We start from the raw sequence: 24,742 nt of genomic DNA, 5'->3' as shown, positions 1-24,742 counted from the left end.
GGGCGCGCGGGGCTACGCCGAGAAGAAGTCGGTGAGCAGCGGACCGAGCGCGTCCGGATCCACGGCGTGGGTCTGGCCGTCGAGCGTGCGGTACGTCCCGTCGGGCACCGCCCCTGCTACCGTCCGCGCCGCCTCTCGCATCCACGAGGGGCTAGCGCCGCCCGCGACGGCGAGCACCGGCACGGTGATCGAGGCCAGCCGCTCCCGCGGCACCAGACCGTCACCCATCGCGGCATTGTCATAGGCCAGGGTCGGCGCGACCGCCTCCATGTCCGGCCACCAGGGAGAGCGCCGGGCGCCCGCGACCATCTCGGCTGGCGCGCCGGCGAGCGACATGAACAGCTCCACCGCGTCCCCGTTGCGGCCCTCGGCGAGGAGCTCGGACAGCTGCTGCGTGTACTCCGCGCGCTCCTTGCCGCCCCCTTCGTCGACCGCGAACGGGGGTTCGTACACGGCGACTCGGGTCACCGGCAGCCCACTCGCCGCCGCCTCCAGGGCCAGCGCCGCGCCCGACGACATGCCGTAGAGCGCCGCGCTGCCGCCCACCGCGTCGATGAGCGCGGCGATGTCCTCCACCTCGCGGGCGACGGCGTAGGGGGCCGTGTCACCGCTCGCGCCGCGCCCCCTGCGGTCGTACGGGACGGCGCCGAGTCCGCCGCTCAGCCGGGCCGCCAGCGGCTCCATCGACGAGCCCGCCGACAGGGCGCCGCTCACCAGGATGACCGCCGGGCCCGTGCCGGTGCGGTCGTACGCGATGGCCGTGCCGTCGGGAGAGTTCGTCTTCTTGTCCATGTCTGTGAGGACTCCCTCGCCCGGCGGAACTCATCACGCGGTCAGACGGTTTCCACCTCGTAGAAGCACAGGTGGTCCTTGATCTCGGCCACGTCCGGCTTCGGGTCGGGGTATGCCCACACCAGGTCGGGGGCGTCCGGCAGGGACCAGTAGGACGCCGTTCCCTTGAAGGGGCAGTACGTCTGTGTGTCGGACGGGGTCAGCAGGTCCGTGCGGACGTCCGCCGGCGGGATGTAGTAACGCACGGGACAGCCCGTCTCGCGCAGCAGCAGTGGGCGGGCGCTCTGTGCGAGCACCACCCCGCCGTGGACTACGCGTACGGAACCGGTGCCCTGCTCGATCGTGATCGTGTGTCCATCAGCCATACCTGGGACAGCACCGGCGAGGCCGCCGTTCTTCCCCCGTACGGTAGGAGACATGAACATCTGCGTCTTCCTCTCCGCCGCCGACCTCGCCGACCGCTACACCCGACCCGCCCGTGAGTTCGCCGAACTGCTCGGCAAGGGCGGTCACACGCTCGTGTGGGGTGGTTCGGAGAGCGGTCTCATGAAGGTCGTCGCGGACGGTGTGCAGGAGGCCGGAGGGCGCCTCGTGGGCGTCTCCGTGGACTTCCTCGCCGACCTGGCGCGGGCGAACGCCGACGAGATGGTCATCGCCCGCGACCTCGCCGAACGCAAGGCGCTGCTCCTGGAGAAGGCCGACGCCGTCGTGATCATGGTGGGCGGCGCGGGCACGCTCGACGAGGCCACCGAGATCCTGGAGCTGAAGAAGCACGGCAAGCACAACAAGCCGGTCGTCCTGCTGAACTCGGCGGGCTTCTACGACGGCCTCAAGCAGCAGTTCCGCCGCATGGACGACGAGGGGTTCCTGCCGTTGCCGCTCACCGAACTCGTCTTCTTCGCCGAGGAGCCGGTCGGCGCGCTGGCCTACCTGGAGGAATCACTCGGCACGCTCTAATGCGAGCATGGCCCGTATGGCAACACATGTGATCACCGGGGCCGGATCAGGTATCGGCGCGGCCGTGGCGCGCCGTCTGCACGCACGCGGGGACCAACTCGTCCTCCACGCGCGCGACGCGGCCCGCGCGAAGGAACTCGCGGCCCAGTTCCCCGGCGCGGCCACCCTCGTCGGCGACCTCGCCGACCCGGACAAGCTCTCCTGGGCGTTCTCGCACCAGTCGCTGCCGGACCGGGTGGAGTCGCTGCTGCACATCGCGGGCGTCGTCGACCTCGGCCCGGTCGGCGAGCTCACCCCCAAGTCGTGGCGCCACCAGCTGAACGTGAACCTGGTCGCCCCCGCCGAACTGACCCGCCATTTCCTGCCCCAGCTCCGCGTCGCCCACGGCCACGTGATCTTCGTCAACTCGGGTGCGGGCCTCAGTGCGCACGCCGACTGGTCCGCGTACGCCGCCTCCAAGCACGGCCTGAAGGCGCTCGCCGACTCCCTGCGCCAGGAGGAGCACGGCAACGGAGTGCGGGTCACGTCGGTCTACCCGGGCCGCACGGCCAGCGCGATGCAGGTCAAGGTGCACCAGCAGGAGGGCAAGCCGTACGACGCCGCCCGCTGGATCGACCCCGAGTCGGTCGCCACGACGATCGTCATGGCGCTCGACCTGCCGCGCGACGCCGAGGTCAACGACCTCACGGTGCGCCCGGGCCGCTAGCGCCTTCCGGGCCTCGGCCCACCTGCGCCTGAGCCGGCCCCGGCCCTGTTACGTACGCTTCGCGGGTGAGCGAAAACAGCAAGTTCAGGCCGGGGCCGGCCACCGGTGTCGGATCGATGCCCGGTGGCGACGCGCGCGAGGCGGCCAAGACGGTCACCGGCAGTGTCGAGGAGTTCCCGTATCTGGCGGAACTGCCCGCACGCGGACCCGGCGCCGACATGATCGGCCGGACCGCCGGACTGCTCGTCGAGCTGTACGCGCGCGTGGAGCCCAGCGGCTGGCGGCTCGGGGACCGGCCGGGCCGCGACACCCGGCGCGCCCGGTCCTGGATGGGTGAGGACCTGGACGCCCTCGAGGAGTTCACGCAGGGCTACCAGGGGCCGTTGAAGGTGCAGGCGGTCGGCCCCTGGACGCTCGCCGCCGCCCTGGAACTGCGTAACGGCGAGGTCGCCCTGTCCGACGAGGGCGCCTGCCGGGACCTCGCCGGCTCGCTCGCCGAGGGCCTGCGCCTCCACCTCGACGACATGCGCCGCCGCGTCCCCGGGGCGGAGATCGTCCTCCAGCTCGACGAGCCGTCCCTCATCGCCGTACTGCGCGGCCAGGTCAGGAGCGCCAGCGGATACCGCACCCACCGCGCCGTCGACCGCCAGCTCGTGGAGAGCACGCTCCGCGAGGTCGTCTCGGTCCACGACGGACCCGTCGTCGTGCACTCCTGCGCCCCCGACGTCCCGTTCGCCCTGCTGCGACGTGCGGGCGCCGACGCGATCTCCTTCGACTTCTCGCTGCTCACCGAACGTGACGACGACGCGATCGGTGAGGCCGTCGAGGCCGGTACGCGGCTCTTCGCCGGTGTCGTGCCGGGCACGGACAGCCCATTGTCAGACCCTGCCGGTAGCGTCATGGGAGTCAGGACGCTGTGGCGCAGGCTGGGGCTGAATCCCGGCTCCCTCGCGGAGTCGGTCACGGTCACACCGTCGTGCGGTCTCGCGGGGGCCTCTCCCGCGTACGCGCGTGCCGCGCTCGCCCACTGCGTCCGGGCGGCGAGATCACTTGCGGACAACCCAGAGTGACGGCTCGGGATCCGCACAGGAACAAACGGGAGGACGAGACGGTGGCCGGCGAACAGCAGCACGCACAGCCCGCAGAGGTGCCCACGACGGCACGGGAGCAGCACGCGCAGCTCGCCGAGCAGATCGAGGAGCACCGCTTCAGGTACTACGTGAAGGACCAGCCGGTCGTCAGCGACGGCGAGTTCGACAAACTGCTGCGCTCCCTGGAGGCGCTGGAGGAGCAGTACCCCGAGCTGCGCACCCCCGACTCGCCGACCCAGAAGGTCGCGGGCTCGTACGCGCCGGTGTCCACGTCGTTCACGGCCGTCGAGCACCGCGAACGCATGCTCTCCCTCGACAACGCCTTCGACGACGCCGAGTTGGCCGCCTGGGCGGACCGCATCGCCCGGGACGTCGGCACGTCCGACTACCACTTCCTGTGCGAACTCAAGATCGACGGCCTCGCGGTCAACCTCACGTACGAGGACGGCAAGCTCACCCGAGCCGCCACCCGCGGCGACGGCCGCACCGGCGAGGACATCACGCCCAACGTGCGCACGATCGCCGAGATCCCCCACCGCCTCAAGGGCGACCGCGTCCCGGCGCTCGTGGAGATCCGCGGCGAAGTCTTCTTCCCCATGGAGGGGTTCGAGGAGCTCAACGCGCGCCTGGTCGAGGCCGGGGACAAGCCCTTCGCCAACCCGCGCAACGCGGCGGCGGGTTCGCTCCGCCAGAAGGACCCCCGCGTCACCGCGACGCGCCCGCTCCACATGGTCGTGCACGGCATCGGCGCCCGCGAGGGCTTCGACATCGACCGCCTCTCCCAGGCCTACGAGCTGTTGCACGAATGGGGCCTGCCCACCGCCCGGCACAACAGGGTGGTCGACAGCATCGAGGACGTACGGGAGTTCATCGCCCACTACGGGGAGAACCGCCACTCCATCGTCGAGCACGAGATCGACGGCGCCGTCGTCAAGCTCGACGAGATCCCCCTCCAGGGCCGCCTCGGCTCCACCTCGCGCGCGCCGCGCTGGGCCATCGCCTGGAAGTACCCGCCGGAGGAGGTCAACACCAAGCTGGTCAACATCCGCGTGGGTGTGGGCCGCACCGGCCGCGTCACGCCGTACGCGCAGGTCGAACCGGTCACCGTGGCCGGCTCGGAGGTCGAGTTCGCGACCCTGCACAACCAGGACGTCGTCAAGAAGAAGGGCGTCCTCATCGGCGACACCGTCGTCCTGCGGAAGGCGGGCGACGTCATCCCCGAGATCCTCGGCCCGGTCGCCGACCTGCGCGACGGCAGCGAGCGGGAGTTCGTGATGCCCGCCGAATGCCCCGAGTGCGGCACGCCTCTGCGGGCCATGAAGGAGGGCGACATCGACCTCCGCTGCCCGAACGCCCGTTCCTGCCCGGCCCAGTTGCGCGAGCGCCTCTTCTACCTCGCGGGCCGCAAGTCCCTCGACATCGAGAACTTCGGTTACGTGGCGGCCGCCGCCCTCACCAAGCCCCTGGAGCCGTCCGAGCCGGCGCTCTCCGACGAGGGCGACCTGTTCGACCTCACCATCGAGCAGCTGCTGCCGATCAGGGCGTACGTCCTCGACCAGGACAGCGGACTGCCGAAGCGGGACCCGAAGACCGGCGAGGAGAAGATCGCCACGGTCTTCGCCAACCAGCAGGGCGAGCCCCGCAAGAACGCCCTGTCCATGCTGGAGAACATCGCGGCGGCCAAGGAGCGGCCCCTCGCCCGCATCATCACCGGCCTGTCGGTGCGCCATGTGGGCCCCGTCGCCGCCGAGGCGCTGGCCCGCGAGTTCCGCTCCATCGACCGCATCGAGCAGGCCACCGAGGAGGAGCTCGCCGCCACCGACGGCGTCGGGCCGATCATCGCCGCCTCGCTCAAGCAGTGGTTCGCGGAGGACTGGCACCGCGAGATCCTGCGCAAGTGGCGGGCCGCCGGGGTCCGGATGGAGGAGGAGGGCGCCGGCGAGGACCAGGGCCCGCGCCCGCTCGAAGGCCTCACGGTCGTCGTCACCGGCACACTCGAGCACCACACCCGAGATGGCGCGAAAGAGGCCCTGCAGAGTAGAGGGGCCAAGGTGACGGGCTCCGTTTCCAAGAAGACCTCCTTCGTCGTAGTGGGGGACAACCCGGGCTCCAAGTACGACAAGGCGATGCAGCTGAAGGTTCCGGTTCTGAACGAGGACGGGTTCGCCGTCCTGCTCGAACAGGGGCCGGAGGCGGCGGCGGACGCCGCGCTTCCGACCGAGGAGTAGCGGTTGAAGGCCACCCGTTCAGCGCATACCAGATGCATACGGGTGGCTGGGGCGCATTCGGGCAACCGTGGTCGACCGCTGCCCCTGGAAGCCTTCTGCGGCCTACTGTTGAGGGGTGCGCCTGCCGTGCCCGGCTGCGGATGGGGCATCCCGTGCCCACGACGGGCACGGGGCAGAGAACGAGGACGCGGTACCGCTGACGGAAGTCGTCGGCATCGGATCGCGTGGCGTGGGCACCGCCGGCTGTGAGAGGGACGGGAATGGAACCGACCGAGAGCGCCGCTCCGGACTCACGGCTGCGCACGCGCTGGCGCGTGTGGCGAGGCACCGCGAGCCCGGCGCCGGCCGCGCGCAGCGTGCCGCGACCGGACGAGACGGACCAGTCCGGTGAGACGGACAACGACATCGGCGAGACGGATCAGGGCGACGGGCGCCCCAGGCGTGGTGGGTGGCGCGCGGCCCTCGGGGACCGCGGCGCGGGGCGTACGCGCCGTCGCGCGGGCTCCGGTGCCCGGGGCGAGAGCGGACGAAGTGGCTCCGCCGGCGCATCGGCCGGATCCGGGGCGCCCTCACCCGGCTGGCCCGCGTCCGGTTCGAACGGCGGAGCCGGGATCGGCGCCTACGGCGTCCCGGGATCCGGTGCAGCGGTGTCCGGTTGGCCCGTCCCGGGTTCGAACGGCGGGGCGGGCATCGGTGCCATCGGCGGGACCCGCTCCGGAGCGGCGGTGAACGGCGGGACCGGCTGGACCGGGGCCGCCGCTGACGGTGGTTCCGGGTGGACCGGCGCCGACGCGGGAGTCGCGGGCGGCTGGCCGAACCGCGGGTACGGGACCTTCGGCGGAGCCTTCGGTGAGGAAGGGGACGGCCGGGAGCGATCCTGGCTCGGCGCGCTGCCCATGCTGCCCCTCGCGATCGTCGCCCTCGCCGCCGCCGTGCTCGGCACCGGCTTCTACCGCGCTTTCACCGGCAGCCACGCCCTCTTTCCGTCCGGCGCCGCCGGCTGGTCCCTCGCCGTGCTGACCGGCATCATCGTCGGCCACCTCGTCGCGCTCGGCCGCGACCGCTGGTGGGGCGGCACCGGCTCGGGCGCGGCCTTAACGCTCGCGGTCCTGCTGCTCTACGGCTGGGTGCCCGCCGGCATGGTCAGCCTCACCGTCGTCGTCCTCGTCGGCATCGCCCGCCGGCACCGCTGGCGCCAGGGCATCCTGCACGGCGCGGTCGACATCATCGGCATCGGCGCGGGCGCCCTCGTCCTCGCCGTGTTCGGTCAGGTCCCGTCTGTGGAGTCCCCCTGGAAGCCGGAGACCTGGACGGTTCTCAACGCCCCCGAGGTGGCGCTCGTCGCGGTCGCCTACCTCGCGGTCACCCGCAGCCTGCTCTGGTACGTCCACGCGCCGAGTGCCTCCGGGCTGCCCACCGTCGCCCGCACCGCCCTTCTCCGGCAGGGCCTCGTCGGCGTCGCGCTGCTCGGCATCGCCCCGCTGATCTGCGTGGTCGCTATCGCGCTGCCCGTGCTGCTGCCGCTGTTCGCCGTCCCGCTCATCGCGCTCGACTCGACGCTGTGGATCGCCCGGGCCCGCGCCGAGGAGCAGCTGCGCGACCCGCTCACCGGGCTGCCCAACCGGCAGTGGCTACTGGAGCGGACGTGGACCGCGCTCGACGACGCCGAGCGGATCGGCGCGCGCAGCGCCCTCCTGCTCATCGACCTGGACCGCTTCCGGTCGGTCAACGACACCCTCGGCCACCTCGCGGGGGACCGGCTCCTGCTCCAGATAGCCGACCGGCTCCGGATGGCCCTGCCCCGAGGGGCGGAGGCCGCACGCCTCGGCGGCGACGAGTTCGCCGTGCTCCTGCCCGTGGCCGACTCCACGACATCCGCCACCCGAGTGGCGCGCACCCTGGTCGCCGCCCTCGGCTCCCCGCTCGACCTGGACGGGCTCACGCTGGTCCTGGAGGCCAGCGCCGGACTCGCCGTCTTCCCCGACCACGCACTCGACGCCGAAGGGCTGCTGCGCCGCGCGGACGTCGCCATGTACCAGGCGAAGCGCGACCGTACGGGCGTCGAGGTCTACGAGTCGAAGCGGGATTCCAACACCCCCGACCGCCTCGGCCTGCTCGGCGATCTGCGCCGCGCGCTCGACGCCGGCGACGTGGAGGTGCACTACCAGCCGAAGGTCCGCTTCGACGGACAGGTCGCCGGCCTCGAGGCGCTGGTGCGCTGGGTGCACCCCGAGCGGGGCAAGGTCCCGCCGGACGAGTTCATCGCCATCGCCGAGTCGTCCGGACTCATGCCTCATCTGACCGAGTACGTCCTGGAGACGGCGCTCGCGCAGGTCGCCCGGTGGCGGGCGCAGGGCCTGCGCGTGCCGGTCGCGGTGAACGTGTCGCCGAGGGACGTGCACACGCCGGGATTCGCCGGCGCGGTCGCCGCGCGGCTCGCCCGGCACGGCGTCCCCCCGGGCGCCCTGCAGCTGGAGATAACCGAGCACGTGTTGCTGGAGGACCCCCAGCGCGCCGCCGACACCCTCGCCGGGCTCACCGGGCACGGCGTGAAGATGTCCCTCGACGACTTCGGCACCGGCTACTCCTCCCTCGTCCACCTGCGTCGCCTCCCGGTCAGCGAGCTGAAGATCGACCGCTCGTTCGTGGCCCGCCTCGCCGTGGACAACGAGGACGCGGAGATCGTCCGCTGCACCGTCGACCTGGCGCACTCGCTGGGACTCCTCGTCGTCGCCGAGGGCGTCGAGGACGACGAGACCTGGGAGCGCCTGCGCGACCTCGGGTGCGACGCCGTCCAGGGCTGGCTCGTCGCCGCCGCGATGCCGCCGGACGAGACGACGGCGTGGCTGCGGGCGCGCGGCTCCCGCGGATGGCAGCGGCCCTCCGTCCTCGCCGCCGAGGCCGAGGACCAGTCATCGGGACAGACGGTCAACTGAGCCGTACAGGGGTGACCGGGGCCGCCGCGGACCTCCGAACGGGAAACCGTTTAACAGGCACAGCGCCGCGCCCCATAGGATTGGGGCCAGTCGTCCCATTCCCGTCTGTCGTGCGACGCCCGGCACGCACGCTCGCCGCGTTGCCGAATCGTCCACGTGGCTCCGCCACGAGGACGCTCCGGCGCCTTGCGATCGCACGCACCAGACGACGCACGACCCGCCCTCCGGGCGGACGACGGGAATGGGACGACTGGCCCCGGCCCAAACCACACTCACTCACCCCAGAGGATCGCTGCATGCCTGGCATCACGCGCGAGGAGGTCGCACACCTCGCACGGCTGGCGCGTCTGGAGCTGAAGGACGAAGAGCTCGACCACTTCGCCGGACAGCTCGACGACATCATCGGCGCGGTCGCCCGCGTCTCGGAGGTCGCCGACCAAGACGTACCGCCGACCTCCCACCCGCTCCCGCTGACGAACGTCATGCGGGCGGACGAGGTTCGTCCGTCGCTCACCCCCGAGCAGGCGCTCTCCGGCGCCCCGGCCCAGGAGCAGCAGCGTTTCAAGGTGCCGCAGATCCTGGGGGAGGACTAATCACCATGACGGACAGCAACATCATCAAGCTCACCGCCGCCGAGATCGCCTCGAAGATCGCCGCCGGCGAGCTCACGGCCGTCGAGGTCACCGAGGCCCACCTGGCCCGGATCGAGGCCGTCGACGAGAAGGTGCACGCGTTCCTGCACGTCGACCGTGAGGGCGCGCTCGCGCAGGCACGCGCCGTCGACGCCAAGCGCGCCGCGGGCGAGAAGCTCGGCCCGCTGGCCGGCGTACCGCTCGCGCTGAAGGACATCTTCACCACCGAGGGCATCCCGACCACGGTCGGTTCGAAGATCCTCGAAGGCTGGATCCCGCCGTACGACGCCACCCTGACGCGCAAGCTCAAGGAGGCCGACGTCGTCATCCTCGGCAAGACCAACATGGACGAGTTCGCCATGGGGTCCTCCACCGAGAACAGCGCGTACGGCCCGACCGGCAACCCTTGGGACCTCACCCGCATCCCCGGCGGCTCCGGCGGCGGCTCCTCCGCGGCCCTCGCCGCGTACGAGGCCCCGCTCGCCATCGGCACGGACACCGGCGGTTCGATCCGCCAGCCCGCGGCCGTCACCGGCACCGTCGGCGTCAAGCCGACCTACGGCGGCGTCTCGCGCTACGGCATGGTGGCGTTCTCCAGCTCCCTCGACCAGGGCGGCCCCTGCGCCCGTACGGTCCTGGACGCGGCGCTCCTGCACGAGGTCATCGCCGGCCACGACCCGCTCGACTCGACGTCCATCGACGCGCCGGTCCCGCCGGTCGTCGAGGCCGCTCGCAACGGCTCGGTCCGGGGCATGCGCGTCGGCGTCGTCAAGCAGTTCTCCGGCGAGGGCTACCAGGCCGGCGTCGTCCAGCGCTTCAACGAGTCGGTCGAGCTGCTCACGTCGCTCGGCGCCGAGATCGTCGAGCTGGACTGCCCGACCTTCGACCTGGCCCTGTCGGCGTACTACCTGATCGCGCCGTCCGAGTGCTCGTCCAACCTGGCCCGCTTCGACGCCATGCGCTACGGCCTGCGGGTCGGCGACGACGGCACGAAGTCGGCCGAGGACGTCACCGCCCTCACCCGTGAGGCCGGCTTCGGCGACGAGGTCAAGCGCCGCGTCATCCTCGGCACGTACGCACTCAGCTCCGGCTACTACGACGCGTACTACGGCAGCGCCCAGAAGGTCCGCACCCTGATCACCCAGGAGTTCGAGCGGGCCTTCGAGCAGGTCGACGTGATCGTCTCGCCGACGACGCCGACCACCGCCTTCCCGATCGGCGAGCGCGCCGACGACCCGATGGCGATGTACCTGGCCGACGTGTGCACGATCCCGACCAACATGGCGGGCAACGCCGCCATGTCCCTGCCGTGCGGCCTCGCGCCGGAGGACGGCCTTCCGGTCGGGCTGCAGATCATCGCCCCCGCCATGAAGGACGACCGCCTGTACAAGGTCGGCGCTGCCGTCGAGGCCGCCTTCGTGGAAAAGTGGGGGCACCCGCTGCTCGAGGAGGCTCCGTCGCTGTGAGTGCCATGGCAAAGAAGGCCAAGAACTTCAAGAAGTCCAAGACCGGCGCATACGTGTCGATTGCGACCACTGCATTCGGCGCGATCAGTGTCGCGAAGCAGGCGAAGCTGGCCCGCAACGATCACGACACCCTGCGGCTCATCGACGCCGCGGTGTCCGCCGCCGCCATCGTTACCGGCCTGGCGATCCTCTACCGGGAGCTGAAGCGCCTGGGCGACGACGACGTCCTGCTGGGCTGAGAGGGAAAGTCTCACCGTGACCGTCACTGAACTGCTGTCGTACGACGCGGCACTCGCGACGTACGACCCCGTCATGGGCCTCGAGGTCCATGTCGAGCTGGGTACGAAGACGAAGATGTTCTGCGGGTGCTCCACCGAGCTGGGCGCCGAGCCGAACTCGCAGACGTGCCCGACCTGTCTCGGCCTGCCCGGCGCCCTGCCGGTGGTCAACGAGATCGGCATCGAGTCGGCCATCAAGATCGGCCTCGCGCTCAACTGCGAGATCGCCGACTGGTGCCGCTTCGCCCGGAAGAACTACTTCTATCCGGACATGCCGAAGAACTTCCAGACCTCCCAGTACGACGAGCCCATCGCCTTCAACGGCTACCTCGACGTACAGCTGGAGGACGGCGAGATCTTCCGCGTGGAGATCGAGCGCGCCCACATGGAGGAGGACACCGGCAAGTCGCTGCACGTCGGTGGCGCGACGGGCCGTATCCACGGCGCCTCGCACTCCCTGCTCGACTACAACCGCGCCGGCATCCCTCTCATCGAGATCGTCACCAAGCCGATCGAGGGCGCCGGGGAGCGTGCGCCGGAGGTGGCGAAGGCGTACGTCGCCGAGCTGCGCGAGGTCATCAAGGCGCTCGACGTCTCCGAGGCCCGGATGGACAAGGGCCAGATGCGCTGCGACGTGAACCTGTCGCTGCGCACCAGCCCCGAGGCGGCCTTCGGCACCCGCTCGGAGACGAAGAACGTCAACTCGCTGCGTTCCGTCGAGCGCGCCGCCCGCTACGAGATCCAGCGGCACGCCGCTGTCCTGTCGTCCGGCGGCACGATCGTGCAGGAGACCCGTCACTTCCACGAGGAGGACGGCTCCACCACGTCGGGCCGCATCAAGGACAACGCCGAGGACTACCGCTACTTCCCCGAGCCGGACCTGGTGCCGGTGGCGCCCGCCCGCGCCTGGGTGGAGGAGCTGCGCTCGGAGCTGCCCGAGATGCCTCGCGTGCGCCGCAACCGGCTGCGCGAGGAGTGGGGCGTCTCCGAGCACGACATGCAGTCGATCCTCAACGCGGGCGCGGTCGACCCGATCGTCGCCACGATCGAGGCCGGCGCCGACTCCGTCTCGGCCCGCAAGTGGTGGATGGGCGAACTCGCCCGTAACGCCAACGAGTCGGGCACGGCGCTCGACGAGCTGCCCATCACCCCGGCCCAGGTGGCCCGGGTGGCGGCGCTCGTCTCCGCCGGTGACCTCAACGACAAGCTGGCGCGCCAGGTCATCGAGGGTGTCCTCGCGGGCGAGGGCGACCCGGACACGGTCGTCGAGAAGCGCGGCCTGAAGGTCGTCTCGGACGAGGGTGCGCTCGGCGCGGCCGTCGACGAGGCCATCGCGGGCAACGCCGGGATCGCCGACAAGATCCGTGGCGGCAAGGTCGCCGCCGTCGGTGCGCTCGTGGGTGCCGTCATGAAGGCGACCCGGGGTCAGGCCGACGCGGCGCGCGTCAAGGAACTGATCCTGGAGAAGCTGGGCGTCTCCGAGGGCTGAGGAGGTTCCTGCGGGGGTCCGCCCCCGCGTCCCTCTGACCTCAAACGCCGGCCGGGCTGAGATGCCCGGCCGGCGTTTGCCATGGGGGGTACGAATTCTTGGAGCCGCACGTTGAGCACCGTCCCCGCCGAACTCCTCTCCGTCACCCTCCTCCTGCTCATCCTCGGCTTCGCCGTGGTGCGCCCCCGGCAGCTGCCGGAGGCCGTCGTCGCCGTGCCCGCGGCGGCGATCGTCGTGGCGGTCGGCGCCGTGTCGCCCGCGCACGCGTGGGCCGAGACACGGGAGCTGCTGCCGGTCGTCGGATTCCTCGCCGCCGTCCTGGTCCTGGCACAGCTGTGCGCCGACGAGGGCCTTTTCAAGGCCGCGGGTGACGCGATCGCGCGGGCCTGCAAGGGCAGTCCACGCCGCATGCTCGGCGGGGTCTTCGCCGCGGCTGCCGTGATCACGGCCGTACTGAGCCTCGACGCCACCGTCGTGCTGCTCACGCCGGTCGTCCTCGCCACGGCCCGCCGGATCGGCGCGAGGCCGCGCCCGCACGTCTACGCGAGCGCCCACCTCGCCAACTCCGCCTCGCTGCTCCTTCCGGTCTCGAACCTCACCAACCTGCTCGCCTTCACCGCGAGCGGACTCACCTTCGCCCGGTTCGCGGGGCTCATGGCCCTGCCGTGGCTGGGCGCGATCGCCGTCGAGTACGCGGTGTTCCGCCGGTACTTCGCCGACGATCTGGCGGCGCCCGCCCATGAGCCGGACGCGGAGGAGCCGCCGGGCGTCCCGGTGTTCACCCTCACGGTCCTCGCCCTGACGCTCGTGGGCTTCGTCGTCACCTCGTTCGCCGGGATCGACCCGCTGTGGGCGGCGATCGTCGGCACGGCCGTCCTCGCGGCGCGGGCGCTCGGGCAGCGGCGCACGACCCCGCTCGCGCTGGTGAAGTCGGCGCACCCGTACTTCTGCCTCTTCGTCCTCGCGCTCGGGATCGTGGTCAAGGCGGTCGTCGACAACGGGCTGGGGGACGGCATCGACCGGCTGCTGCCCGAGGGCTCGTCGCTGCTCGCACTGCTCGCCGTCGCCGGCGTCGCGGCCCTGCTCGCCAACCTGATCAACAACCTTCCGGCCGTTCTCGCGCTGCTCCCCGTGGCGGGGCCCGCGGGTCCGGGACCGGTCCTCGCCGTCCTCATCGGCGTCAATCTCGGCCCCAACCTCACGTATGTGGGCTCGCTCGCCACGCTCCTGTGGCGCCGCATCGTCCACGCCCACGACGTGCATCCCAGGCTCGGTGACTTCACACGGCTCGGCGTGCTCACGGTCCCGGCGACACTGGTCGTCTCAACGGTCGCGCTCTGGGCGGGACTTCAGTTCCTGGGCTGAACGGCCGCGCGCCCTTGTGACTAAGGCCACGAAAGCGACAAAAGATCACTTCTTGCTGTAAGAGTGGCTTGCCATTGCTCATGTGTTCTTTGCGGGCCGTTCCCGGTGAAGATCCACAAACCCTGGGAGCCCGTCCGTGGCAGCTCTCGCACGATGGTGTGCACGGCACCGCCTCGTAGTCGTCCTGCTGTGGCTCCTCGCCCTCGGCGCCACGAGCGCCGCGGCGGCCGTCGCGGGCTCCTCGTACTCGAACGACTACGAGGCACCGGGCACCGAGTCGGGGCGCGCCACCCAGCTCCTCGACGACGGTTTCCCAGGCCTCGGCGGCGACAGCGACACCGTCGTCTGGCACACGGACGGCAGCATGGTCCGCGCCGCCGACGTGAAAGAGCGCATGACCCGCACGCTCGACAGGATCGAGCACCTGCCCGGCATCTCCGCTGTCACCGGCCCGTACGAGCAGCAGGGCACGAGTCAGATAAGCGCCGACGGACGCACCGCCTACGCCATGGTCACCTTCGACCAGCAGTCCGGCGACGTCGCCAAGGCGGACGCCCAGCGCCTCGTCGACACGGCCAAGGCCGCCGAGAAGAACGCCCCCGACGGACTGCGGGTCGAACTCGGCGGCAGCGCCGTCGCCCTGACCGAGTCCGCCCAGGGACATGTCGCCGAGATCATCGGCGTCGTGGTCGCCGCCGCCGTCCTCCTGCTTGCCTTCGGCTCCCTCGCGGCCAGCGCTCTGCCCATCGCCACGGCCCTGGTCAGCGTGGGCACCGCCGCCTCCGGCATCGTGCTCCTCGGCCATGTGATGACCGTCGCCGACTTCGCCCCGATGCTCGGCATGCTCGTCGGCCTCGGCGTCGGCATCGACTACGCCCTGTTCATCGTGACCCGGCACCGGCGCGGCCTGAAACAGGGCCTGCCCGTGAACGAGGCCGCGGAGCGCGCCGTCGCGACCACCGGGCGCGCCGTCGTCTTCGCCGGCGCCACCGTCTGCATCGCGCTCCTCGGCATGCTGATCCTGCGCCTCAGCTTCCTCAACGGCGTCGCGATCGCCGCGTCCCTGACCGTGCTCCTCACCGTCGTCGCGTCCGTCACGCTCCTGCCCGCGCTCCTGTCGTTCATCGGCATGCGCGCGCTCAGCAGGCGCCAGCGGCGCAGACTCGCCGAACACGGGCCCGAGCCTGAGCGGCCGGCCGGGTTCGCGGCCCGCTGGGCCGTCTTCGTGGAGCGCCACCCCCGGCTCCTCGGCGGCCTCGCACTCGGCGTGATCGCGGTGCTTTCGGTGCCCACGTTCTTCCTGCACCTGGGCACGTCCGACCAGGGCAACAACGCGTCGTCGTCCACGACCAGGCAGGCCTACGACCTCCTGGCCGACGGATTCGGGCCCGGCGTGAACGGGCCGCTGACCCTTGTCACACCCATAGACGGCGCCGGCGACCAGGTCGCCCTGAGCCGTCTGGAGTCCCTGATCGACTCGGCCGAGGGCGTCTCCTCGGTGACCCCGGCGACGTACAACGGCAGCGGCACCGCCGCCTTCCTGACCGTCGTGCCGAAGTCCGCACCGCAGTCCCAGAGGACCAGCGAGCTCGTCGACCGACTGCGCAGTGATGTCATCCCCGCGGCCGAGAAGGGCACGTCCCTCGATGTGCAGCTCGGCGGAGTCACCGCCAGCTACGACGACTTCGCCGACGTCATCGTCGGCAAACTGCCGCTGTTCGTGGGCGTCGTCATCGGACTCGGCTGCGTCCTGCTGCTCCTGGCCTTCCGTTCCATCGGCATCCCCCTCAAGGCCGCCGCGATGAACGTCGCGGCCGTCGCCTCCGCCTTCGGCGTCGTCGTCGCCATCTTCCAGTGGGGCTGGGGCAGCGAGATGCTCGGCCTCGGCAGAGCGGGCCCGATCGAGCCCTTCCTTCCCGTGATCATGGTGTCGGTCCTGTTCGGACTCTCGATGGACTACCAGGTGTTCCTGGTCAGCCGCATGTACGAGGAGTGGCTGGAGACCCGCGACAACCGGCGGGCCGTCCGCGTCGGGCTCGCCGAGACCAGCCGTGTCATCAACTCCGCGGCCGTGATCATGATTTCGGTCTTCCTGGCCTTCGTCCTCAGCGGCGACCGCGTCATCGCGATGTTCGGCATCGCACTGGCCGCCGCCGTCGCCCTCGACGCGTTCGTCCTGCGTACGCTCCTCGTGCCCGCCCTCATGCACATGCTCGGCGGCGCCAACTGGTGGCTGCCGAAGTGGCTCGACCGCCGGCTGCCCCGCATCAGCATCGAGCCGCCCGAGTGCGGCGAGGCGCATGCGAGTATGCCTGGACAGCGCCCGACCGAGGACGACGCGCTGCTGGACGTACTGGTGAAGGCCGAAGCCGAGGAGCTCAAACGCGATGTACACGATCTCCCTGGGTGACGACGGCGCGGAGCTGCGGCCACTTGAGACGTGGCACGCCGAGCAGTTCCTCGCCCATCTGGAGCGCGGGCGCGAGTTCATCGGGCAGCACATCGGGTTCGGCTCGAACGTCAAGGACGTCGACTCCGCCCGGGACCTGCTCAAGTCCTATGCCGACAAGCGCGCCGCCGACAGCGGGAGCCTGCACGGCCTCTGGCTGGACGGGACGCTCGTCGGCGGCCTGCTCTTCCGGATCTTCGACGCGGAGGGCGGCAACTGCGAGATCGGCTGCTGGCTCGAGCCCGCCGCCGCCGGACGCGGCCTCGTCACGCGCGGCGCGCGCGTCCTCATCGACTGGGCGGTCCTCGAACGCGGCATCCACCGCGTGGAGTGGGTCGCCTCCTCCGCGAACGAGCCCAGCCTGAACGTGGCGCGACGGCTCGGCATGCGGCGCGACGGGGTGCTGCGCGAGGCGGGCTCGCACAAGGGCGTCAAGCAGGATCTTGAGGTGTGGTCGGCGCTCGCACCGGAGTGGCGCGCGCGTTAGCCCGTCTGTCCAGGCAGGCCCTGGCTCGCCGGTTGTGAGGCGGGTGACTCGGGGGCGGCGGACTCCGTGTTCGACGGCGGGGCCGACGACGCTCCGGGGGCCTCGGACGACGGTGGCTGCGAAGACTCGGATGACTGGGACGACTCGGAGGACCGAGAGGTCTCGGACGACGGGGTTGTCGAGGAGGTCGAGGTGTCCGAGGGGGAGACTCCGGGTGGGGTGTGCGCCGTCGTCTTCTGGTCGCTGCCGCCCGTGCTGCCCGCGGTTCGGGTGAACCAGCCCTTGGTCTCCGGGTCGTACATCACGAAACCGTTCACCGGCTGCGGCGCCGGCGAAACGACCACCACGTCCGACGACTTGTACCCGGACCAGGCCTTGCCCTGACGCTTCACCGAGCCCCGCAGAGGCACCGGCGCGAGCAGCGGATTCCCGCACGAGCACCGCACGCGTGGCTCGCCGCGGTCGTTCACGAGCACGGCCGTGCCGGACTGGAGCACGGACTGGAACTTCGTCGGGGCGCCCTTGCGGAAGCCGTGATTCGTGATCCGGGTGTCGAAGCGGAGCTGAACCGGCGTCAGCGAACGCAGATACGCGGGGACACTCGACGGATCGATGCTGAGTACCGAGGCGAACGCCTTGTTCTTGTCCGGCTCCGCGCCCAGCGCGCGGATCTGCTTCTCCACGTCACAGCTGGAGACGTTGCGGGTGCCGCCGTACAGGCCGGCGGCGGAGCCCTCGACGCCCCGGACCACGTTCGCCTTCTCCGAAGAGCTCTCCCCGGACGCGCTCGGCAGCGCGGTGGGCGTCGTCGCGGTGGCGCCCTTCCGGGTGCTCGACTCGGTGTACGGGTCGGGGCCGGACGAGTCGGCGCTCTGGAGGAAGAGTTCGTCACCGGACGCGGTTCCGCCGCTGCCGCCGTCGCCGCCGGAGCTGGTGAGGACGACGGTGAGGACCACGGCGGCGACGATCAGGGCGCCCAGCCCCGCGAGCTTCTTGGGCGTGAACCGCCACCAGGGACGGCCGGGGTGCGGGCCGTGCGGGGGCGGGGTGTCGCCCGGGGGAGGCGGGCCGCCGGGGCCGCCGCCCGTACTGCCAGAGCCAGAGCCAGAGCCAGAGCCAGAGCCAGAACCGGCGCCGGAGCCCGTGCCTTCGCCGGACGGCGGTTCCGAGGCGCGCTCGGGCGGCGGGGGTACGGGCTCCGCGGGCTGGGTCGGGCCCGAGAGCGGGCCGGATGGGGGGCCGGTGGGGCGGCCGGGCTCCGTCGGTCGGTCACTCACGGGCGCTTCTTCTCACCGTAGGAGGCATGGGGCGGGCTGGGGGAGGGCCCGTCTCTCGGTCCGGCGGCCCGGTCCCCTTTGTCCTGTCACCTCCACATTGTGTGCTCCGTACTCGTACGGCTCGCAAGCCGAACCCGTACGGTCCGCGAGGCGACGCGGTCGGCCCTCCCGAGGGGCGGACCGCCGGGCGCCTGCCTAGCGTGGCCCCGTGAGTGAACAGGCATCCGACGGCCGGTCCGGCACCAGGCGCAGCGCGAAACACGGCTGGGCCGCGGCCCTCATGGCCGTGCTCGCCGGGCTCGTGGCCATGGTGGTCACGGCCGCCCTCGGCCTGTGGGCGGCGGGCGCGACAGGCCTTCCCGGCAGCGCCTTCCCGCGAGTGGTCGCCGCCGTCGTGGTGATGGCGGCCGGCGGCTCCGTCGACCTGGCCGGAAACGCCGGAGAACTCGCCCAGACGCACGCCGACATCTCGGTCCTGCCCCTCTCCGTGACCCTCGCCGGAGCGCTGGTGATCGCCGCGGGCTTCCTGCGGCCCCTGCGCCACCGGGCCATCGCCAGCAGCGGCGAACTCCTCGGCTGGGCCGGGCGGGTGGCCGTGCCGTGGGTGGTGGCGCTCATCGTCCTCTCGCTCCTGGCCAGGCAGGACTTCGCCATCCCCGTCACGGACCCGACCGGCGGCATCATCGAGGGCGTCCTGGACGGCGCGCCCAAGGTCGGATTCCGGACGAACATGGCGCTCACTCTGCTCTTCGGCCTGCTGTGGCTCGCGGGCGTCATGATCCTCGCCGTCCTCGTGTCGCGCGGCGCCCCGCTCCCCGCCCGCCTCGTCCGCTTCCAGGAGTCGGTGCGCCCTGCCGCGTACGCGATGGTCGCGCTGCTGCTCGTGTACGTGGCCCTGGGCGTCGTCATCGGGCTGGTGGTCGCCGCGACCCGTGGCCACGCGGCCGAGACGTTCGCCGTCATCCTCCTCGGTCTGCCCAACCTCGTCTGGTTCGCCTACACCATCGGCCTCGGCGCGTCCTGGGACGGCAAGGTCGACGGCCCGTTCGGCCTGCCCGTGCCGCACATCCTCGACGTCGTACTCCGTACGCCCGACATCTCCACGGTCAACGTCAGCACGCTCGCCGAACAGGACGACCGGATCTGGTGGTCGGTCGCGGTGGCCGCGATCCTGACGCTGGCGGCCGCGTTCGCCATGGCGCTGCGGTCACCCGCCCGGATGCGGGCCTGGCAGCACGCCCTCCACATGGCGGTGGCCCTCGTCCTGACCGTGCTCGCCGTCTGCCTCCTCGCCCGCATCTCCGCGCGCTACGGCCTGTCGCTCCTCGGCATCGGCGACATCGGCGGCGGGCTCGGCGGCGAGGTGGCGCTGCGCCCGAAACTGTGGACCGCGCTCGGCCTCGCGGTCCTGTGGGGTCTGGTCACCGGGTTCCTCGGCGGCCTCCTCGCGTCCCGGCTCCACCGGCGCGGGGAGGTGGAGACGGCGCAGCCGGACCGGAGTTGAGCCGAGCGGCTAGCGCACGAGGCCCGTGAAGACCGGCAGCGCCCATCGTGGCGGGGCGGGCGGGGGTTCGGCCGTGGGGGACCACTCGCTGACGCGGCGGTCCACCTGCGTCGGAGGGTGGTTGTCCCGAACGCCGCCGCGCGCCGCCGCGCGCAGGGCCGCCACGAACTGGAGGCACGAGTCGTAGCGGTCGTCCGGGCTCTTGGCCAGCGCCTTGGCCAGTACGTCGTCCATCGCCGCCGGGAGCTCGGGGCGCAGCCCGGTCAGGGGCGGGGGCGGGTCGAACTGGTGGGCCCACAGCAGCGCCATGTCGTCGTCGCGCTGGAACGGCGGCAGACTGGTCAGGGTCTCCTGGACGACGCAGGCGAGGCTGTAGACGTCGCACCTGCCGTCGACCGGGCGGCCGGAGATCTGCTCGGGCGCCACATAGTCGAGCGTGCCGACGAACTGGCCCACGGACGTGAACCCGGTCAGCGAAAGCGACTTCTTGGTCAGGCCGAAGTCGGTGAGGTAGACGTGCTCGGGGTGGTCGCTGTCCGTTCCCGCCGCGACCAGGATGTTGCCGGGCTTCACGTCCCGGTGCACCAGGTCGTGGTCATGGGCGGCGTCGAGCGCGGACGCGACCTGCGAGGCGATCCGTACCGCCGTCCCCACGGGCAGCGGCCCCTCGCGGTCGATGAGCGCGCGCAGGTCCTGGCCCGCCACGAAGCGCATGGCGATGTAGAGGATGCCCTCGGTCTCGCCGGCCTCGAAGACCGGCACGATGTGCGGATGGTCGATCGCGGCGGCGACGCGCGACTCGTGCGTGAACCGTTGGCGGAAGGTGTCGTTACGGGCGAGTTCGGGGGCGAGCAGCTTGAGTGCGACCGTGCGGTCGAGGCGTAGATCCAAGGCCCGATAGACGACCGCCATGCCGCCCCGGCCGATCTCGCTCTCCACGCGGTATCCGGCGATCTGCCGCCCGAGCAGATCGGACGGACGGCCGACGGGCAGCTGCGGATCGTCCGCCATCACAGCTCACCCGGCGCGCGGGCACTGCGCTCGCGTCCGGCGGGGTCGTGGCCGTTCATCTCTTCCGGGTCCACGATCCGGGTCGGCTCGGCGGCGTTCGGGGGCGGGGTGCGGGTGGGGGTGGGGGTCCGGCTCGGGGCCGGGGGTGCTTCGGCGGCGTTCTCGTGCGGGCCGGAGTCGGTCGTGCTGCCGTCCGGGCCGGTGTCGGCGACGTCCTCGGGCGGCCCCGAGCCGGCGACCTCTGCCGGGTCCACGACGCGTGTGGGTTCCGGGCCCGCGGCCCGCGCGGGCGCCGCTGTCGCCCCGCTCGGCCGCCCCGGTCCCGCCCCCGCCGCGTACGTGCTCAACTGCGTACCGTCGCAGTACACCCAGCGCTCGTGCTCGGCGTCGTACAGCCACACCGCCTCGCCGTCGACGACCATTCCGACCCGCAGCCCCTGCGTCCGGCGCTGGAATGTTTCCCCGTCGATGCGTTCCTCGGCCAGTTCCTGTGCGGCGCGCCGGTACTGGCCCGCCGCCTCCTCGACGCGCGCCATCAGCGGCCGCGGATCCGCCGTGCGGGTCATCGGCTTCCCGGCCTCCGGCGGGTCGCGCGGTACGGCGACGAGCAGGCGCGCGTCGACCCACGCCGACCAGCCGTTGGCGCACATGATCCGGCCCCAGTCCGCGCGCCGGTCGACCAGTTCGACCGGGAGCAGCGGGTCGAGCGGCTGTGTGGGCCGGGAGACGTCCGGCTCCTCCCAGGCGGGCATCCCGTCCGGGGGCACGACATGGGTGGGGCGGAACTGCGGTGTCGCCATGGGCGCCTCTCCGATGTCTGTCCGCTACTTCCGCATGATCGCGGGCTCGTGCCGGCGCAGCAGCCGTGCGACGGCGATTCCGAAGACGACCGAGAGCACGACCAGCATCCCCATGTTGAGCAGCCACACCCCGGTGGAGTGTTCGAACAGGGGGTCGCTGGTCAGCTTTCCCGGCACGATCCGGGACAGACCGACCGTGCCCGCCATCGCGCCCATCGCCCAGCGCGACGGGACCAGCCACGACAACTGCTCGATGCCGGGCACCCCGTGCAGCTTGAGCAGCGCACCGCAGAACACGACCTGGATGATCGCGATGAGCACCAGGAGCGGCATGGTGACCTCCTCCTTGCGCACCAGGGCGGACACGAGCAGCCCGAGCATCATCGCCGTGAACGACAGGAGCGCCACGGTCAGCGTGATCTCCACCAGCGGAGGCATCAACACCCCCTTGCCGCCTGGCGCGTTGAGGTCGACACCGACGAGTCCGACGAGCGTCAGCACGATGGCCTGCAGCACCGTGATCGTGCCGAGGACGACGACCTTGGACATCAGATACGCGGATCTGGACAGCCCGACAGCACGTTCCCGCTGGTAGATCACCCGCTCCTTCACCAGCTCGCGCACGGCGTTGGCGGCGCCCGTGAGTACACCGCCCACACACAGGAGGAGCAGCGCGTTCATCGCGGACTCCTGGGTGAGGCGGCTGCCGGCCAGCGCACGCACCATCGCACCCATGACGAACGGCAGCGCGATCATGATGGCGAGGAAGGTCCGGTCGGCGCTCAGCGCGGCCGCGTACCGGCGTACGAGCGTCCGCAGCTGCGCGCCCCAGCTCCGCGTCCTCGGCGGCGGGGCCACCTCCGCCGACGGAGCGTTCGGCAGCCGGGGCTGCGCCGTTGAGTTCACGATGTACTGACGGTGGAACAGGGACGTGTTGTACTCCTCCGCCCAGCCGCGGTCGCGGTCGTTCTCGAAGGACTCGAACGCCTCCGGCCACTCCTCGAAACCGAAGAACCCGAGCGCGTCCCCCGGCGGCCCGTAGAACGCGATCTTCCCTCCGGGGGCGAGGACCAGCAGCCGGTCGCACACCTCCAGGCTGAGGACGCTGTGGGTGACGACGATGACGGTCCGCCCGTCGTCGGCGAGGCCGCGCAGCATGTTCATCACCGAGCGGTCCATGCCGGGGTCCAGCCCGGACGTCGGTTCGTCGAGGAAGAGCAGCGACGGCTTCGTGAGCAGTTCGAGGGCGACGCTCACGCGCTTGCGCTGACCGCCGGAGAGGCTGTGGATGGGCTGCGCCGCCCGCTGTTCGAGGCCCAGTTCGCGGACGACCTCGTCGACGCGGTCGCGCCGCTCGGACCGTTCGGTGTCCTGCGGGAAGCGGAGTTCGGCCGCGTAACCGAGGGCCCGGTGCACGGTCAGCTGGGAGTGCAGGATGTCGTCCTGCGGTACGAGCCCGATGCGCTGGCGCAGCTCGGCGTAGTCGCGGTACAGGTCGCGGCCGTCGTAGAGGACCGTGCCCTGGTCGGCGGGGCGCAGCCCGGTCAGCGCGTTGAGCAGTGTGGACTTGCCCGCGCCGCTCGGGCCCACGACGGCGAGCAGGCACTTCTCGCCGACCGGGAACGAGACGTGATCCAGGAGCGTCTTGCGGCCCCGGTCCACGGTGACCGCAAGGCCCTGGACGTCGAGCGAGACCTCGCCGGTGTCGACGAACTCCTGCAGAGTGTCGCCGACCAGGCAGAACGCGGAGTGGCCGATGCCCACGACGTCCCCGGGCGAGACCCGGGCGCGGGAGACCTGCGCGCCGTTGAGGTAGGTGCCGTTGTGCGAGCCGAGGTCCACGATCTCGTATGTGCCGTCGGGCCGGGCCCGCAGCTCCGCGTGGCGTCGGGAGACGATCAGGTCGTCCACGACGAGGTCGTTGTCGGCGTTGCGGCCGATGCGCACGGTGCGGGTGGGCAGCGGCCGCACGGTCGTCGGCTGCCGGAACGTGCCGGTCGCGCCCGGCATGGAGACGGACGAGGGCCGTTCGGCGGCGCGGGGCGCCGCTGCCACCGAATCAAGTACGTGGTCCGGGATGCGGTCCGGTACTCGATCCGCCGAATGTTCCGCTACGGGCTCGGGCGGCGGCGGTGGCTCATGGCCGACCAGCACGGCGCGCGGCCCGTCCGCGGGGTGACCGAAGCGGATGACCGTGCCGGGTCCCACCCCCGACTCGTGGATGCGCCTGCCCCCGGTGTACGTCCCGTTCGTACTGTCCTCGTCCTCCAGAGACCAGTGGTCGGCGACGGGTCGCAGGACCGCGTGGTGCCACGAGACGCGGACGTCGTCGATGACGATGTCGCTCAGGGGGTCGCGGCCGACATGGTAGTCCCGGCTAGGGCTCATCACCGTGGGTCCGGCTTCGGTTTCGAGCACAAGCTCGGGCGCGGTCGGCGAGACTGGCCGCTCTGCCATGTTCGGATTCTATCGATGTGCGCTGGTATGCGCCTGATCGGACGAGTGCCCCCGCCGCACACAGGCCCGGCACAGGCCGGTCTCAGCCCGGACTCAGCTCGTTAAGAGAGCTCTCAGACTCCGTCCGTACGGTGCGGGGCATGGTTACGAAGACTGATGACGAGACGGCCGAGACCGCTGAGGCCACCACTGCAGAGGCCACTGAGGCTGCTTCCGAGACCCCTGAGGTCATTGAGGTCACCAAGGAGGCTGAAGCCACCGATGCCGTCGAGGCGGCCGAGGGCACGGACGGGGACGCTGACGCGGATCTCGACGACGAGCCGTTCGCGCCCGCCGCGCCCGTGGAGGACTCCTCCGGTGCGGGACAGGGCGCCGGCGCCGTCGTCTCCGCCGCACTCGGCGTCGTCGCGCTCAGCGGCAGCTGGGTCGCGACCGTCGCCTCGGCCCGCGAGTCCCTGATCGGCCAGCTCCAGACCTCGCAGGGCGCGAGCGTCGCCAAGCAGGTCTCCGAGGTCTACGGCGACTCGTGGCACGCCACCGCCCTGGTCGGCGGAATCTTCGCCCTCCTCGCGCTGATCGTCGGCGCGGTCGTCCTGGCCAGGCCCGCGTTCGGCGCCCCGGGCAAGCCGCAGGCCGTGTGGATCAAGTCGGTCGCCTGGGCGGGCGTCTCCCTCGGCATCCTCGGTCTCCTTCTCGCCGTGGCGAAGTACACCGACATCCTGATGGCGCTCCCCTCGGCCTCTTCCTGAGCCGTTCCTCGGGGTGCCTCTGTGTCTTGTCAAGTCGCTTGAGGCAGCGGGTGCTTGGACATTCGCTC

Annotated in this window: 20 protein-coding genes; 14 read left to right on the top strand and 6 right to left on the bottom strand. The window is 71.6% G+C overall.

What is annotated here, in order from left to right; all coding sequences use genetic code 11:
- Positions 1-12: 12 nt before the first annotated feature.
- The gene (locus CG723_RS38890; RefSeq protein WP_100598280.1) at positions 13-792 is read right to left on the bottom strand and encodes an alpha/beta fold hydrolase; all 780 of its coding nucleotides are present in this window, start codon (positions 790-792) and stop codon (positions 13-15) included.
- Between the two features lie 41 nt (positions 793-833).
- Positions 834-1,157: a DUF427 domain-containing protein gene (locus CG723_RS38885; RefSeq protein ID WP_100598279.1), complete on the bottom strand. Its 324-nt coding sequence runs from the start codon at positions 1,155-1,157 to the stop codon at positions 834-836.
- 52 nt (positions 1,158-1,209) lie between these two features.
- Here CG723_RS38885 and CG723_RS38880 point away from each other — a divergent pair, with 52 nt between their 5' ends.
- The 12 genes from CG723_RS38880 (at position 1,210) to CG723_RS38820 (ending at position 16,876) form a co-directional block, all read left to right on the top strand.
- Positions 1,210-1,749, top strand: coding sequence for a TIGR00730 family Rossman fold protein (locus CG723_RS38880; protein WP_100598278.1), 540 nt, complete (start codon positions 1,210-1,212; stop codon positions 1,747-1,749).
- Between the two features lie 7 nt (positions 1,750-1,756).
- Positions 1,757-2,455 carry an SDR family oxidoreductase gene (locus CG723_RS38875; protein ID WP_100598277.1) on the top strand — a complete coding sequence of 233 codons (699 nt, stop codon included), beginning with the start codon at positions 1,757-1,759 and terminating at the stop codon, positions 2,453-2,455.
- 65 nt (positions 2,456-2,520) lie between these two features.
- Positions 2,521-3,525 (top strand): methionine synthase, encoded by a 1,005-nt coding sequence (locus tag CG723_RS38870; protein ID WP_100598276.1) that lies wholly within the window; start codon positions 2,521-2,523, stop codon positions 3,523-3,525.
- Positions 3,526-3,566: 41 nt separating this feature from the next.
- Positions 3,567-5,774 (top strand): NAD-dependent DNA ligase LigA, encoded by a 2,208-nt coding sequence (ligA, locus tag CG723_RS38865; RefSeq protein WP_100598275.1) that lies wholly within the window; start codon positions 3,567-3,569, stop codon positions 5,772-5,774.
- A gap of 689 nt (positions 5,775-6,463) precedes the next feature.
- Positions 6,464-8,710: a putative bifunctional diguanylate cyclase/phosphodiesterase gene (locus tag CG723_RS38860; RefSeq protein WP_442802629.1), complete on the top strand. Its 2,247-nt coding sequence runs from the start codon at positions 6,464-6,466 to the stop codon at positions 8,708-8,710.
- Positions 8,711-9,006: 296 nt separating this feature from the next.
- On the top strand, positions 9,007-9,303 hold the full coding sequence (gene gatC, locus CG723_RS38850) for an Asp-tRNA(Asn)/Glu-tRNA(Gln) amidotransferase subunit GatC (RefSeq protein ID WP_016642027.1): 297 nt from the start codon (positions 9,007-9,009) through the stop codon (positions 9,301-9,303).
- Positions 9,303-10,808 carry an Asp-tRNA(Asn)/Glu-tRNA(Gln) amidotransferase subunit GatA gene (gene gatA / locus CG723_RS38845; RefSeq protein WP_199842072.1) on the top strand — a complete coding sequence of 502 codons (1,506 nt, stop codon included), beginning with the start codon at positions 9,303-9,305 and terminating at the stop codon, positions 10,806-10,808. Before gatC ends, gatA begins: the two co-directional genes overlap by 1 nt.
- 5 nt (positions 10,809-10,813) lie before the next feature.
- A complete protein-coding gene (locus tag CG723_RS38840) occupies positions 10,814-11,047 on the top strand; it encodes a hypothetical protein (RefSeq protein ID WP_100598271.1) in 234 nt (77 codons plus the stop codon).
- Between the two features lie 16 nt (positions 11,048-11,063).
- Complete coding sequence (gene gatB, locus CG723_RS38835; protein ID WP_100598270.1) at positions 11,064-12,575, top strand: Asp-tRNA(Asn)/Glu-tRNA(Gln) amidotransferase subunit GatB; 1,512 nt, start codon at positions 11,064-11,066, stop codon at positions 12,573-12,575.
- Between the two features lie 111 nt (positions 12,576-12,686).
- Positions 12,687-13,940: an SLC13 family permease gene (locus CG723_RS38830; protein WP_100598269.1), complete on the top strand. Its 1,254-nt coding sequence runs from the start codon at positions 12,687-12,689 to the stop codon at positions 13,938-13,940.
- Positions 13,941-14,076: 136 nt separating this feature from the next.
- Positions 14,077-16,350 carry an MMPL family transporter gene (locus tag CG723_RS38825; RefSeq protein WP_100598268.1) on the top strand — a complete coding sequence of 758 codons (2,274 nt, stop codon included), beginning with the start codon at positions 14,077-14,079 and terminating at the stop codon, positions 16,348-16,350.
- Positions 16,328-16,876 carry a GNAT family N-acetyltransferase gene (locus CG723_RS38820; protein WP_100598267.1) on the top strand — a complete coding sequence of 183 codons (549 nt, stop codon included), beginning with the start codon at positions 16,328-16,330 and terminating at the stop codon, positions 16,874-16,876. Before CG723_RS38825 ends, CG723_RS38820 begins: the two co-directional genes overlap by 23 nt.
- On the opposite strand, the gene CG723_RS38815 is transcribed toward CG723_RS38820, so the two are convergent.
- The gene (locus CG723_RS38815) at positions 16,873-18,153 is read right to left on the bottom strand and encodes a DUF6777 domain-containing protein (protein ID WP_100598266.1); all 1,281 of its coding nucleotides are present in this window, start codon (positions 18,151-18,153) and stop codon (positions 16,873-16,875) included. The genes CG723_RS38820 and CG723_RS38815 overlap by 4 nt on opposite strands.
- Before the next feature lie 208 nt (positions 18,154-18,361).
- Here CG723_RS38815 and CG723_RS38810 point away from each other — a divergent pair, with 208 nt between their 5' ends.
- Complete coding sequence (locus CG723_RS38810) at positions 18,362-19,657, top strand: streptophobe family protein (protein ID WP_100598265.1); 1,296 nt, start codon at positions 18,362-18,364, stop codon at positions 19,655-19,657.
- 9 nt (positions 19,658-19,666) lie between these two features.
- On the opposite strand, the gene CG723_RS38805 is transcribed toward CG723_RS38810, so the two are convergent.
- From CG723_RS38805 to CG723_RS38795, 3 genes are read right to left on the bottom strand one after another with little or no spacing between them, the layout of a single operon-like run.
- Positions 19,667-20,668 (bottom strand): serine/threonine-protein kinase, encoded by a 1,002-nt coding sequence (locus CG723_RS38805; protein ID WP_100598264.1) that lies wholly within the window; start codon positions 20,666-20,668, stop codon positions 19,667-19,669.
- The gene (locus CG723_RS38800; RefSeq protein ID WP_234374736.1) at positions 20,668-21,468 is read right to left on the bottom strand and encodes a hypothetical protein; all 801 of its coding nucleotides are present in this window, start codon (positions 21,466-21,468) and stop codon (positions 20,668-20,670) included. Before CG723_RS38800 ends, CG723_RS38805 begins: the two co-directional genes overlap by 1 nt.
- A gap of 24 nt (positions 21,469-21,492) precedes the next feature.
- A complete protein-coding gene (locus CG723_RS38795; RefSeq protein WP_100598263.1) occupies positions 21,493-23,925 on the bottom strand; it encodes an FHA domain-containing protein in 2,433 nt (810 codons plus the stop codon).
- Between the two features lie 140 nt (positions 23,926-24,065).
- Here CG723_RS38795 and CG723_RS38790 point away from each other — a divergent pair, with 140 nt between their 5' ends.
- Positions 24,066-24,674, top strand: coding sequence for a hypothetical protein (locus CG723_RS38790; RefSeq protein WP_100598262.1), 609 nt, complete (start codon positions 24,066-24,068; stop codon positions 24,672-24,674).
- Positions 24,675-24,742: the final 68 nt, after the last annotated feature.

Source organism: Streptomyces sp. CB01635, assembly GCF_002803065.1.
GTDB lineage: Bacteria > Actinomycetota > Actinomycetes > Streptomycetales > Streptomycetaceae > Streptomyces.
The sequence above is the reverse complement of the archived record's forward strand: the minus strand, read 5'-3'. Positions and strand labels throughout refer to the sequence as shown.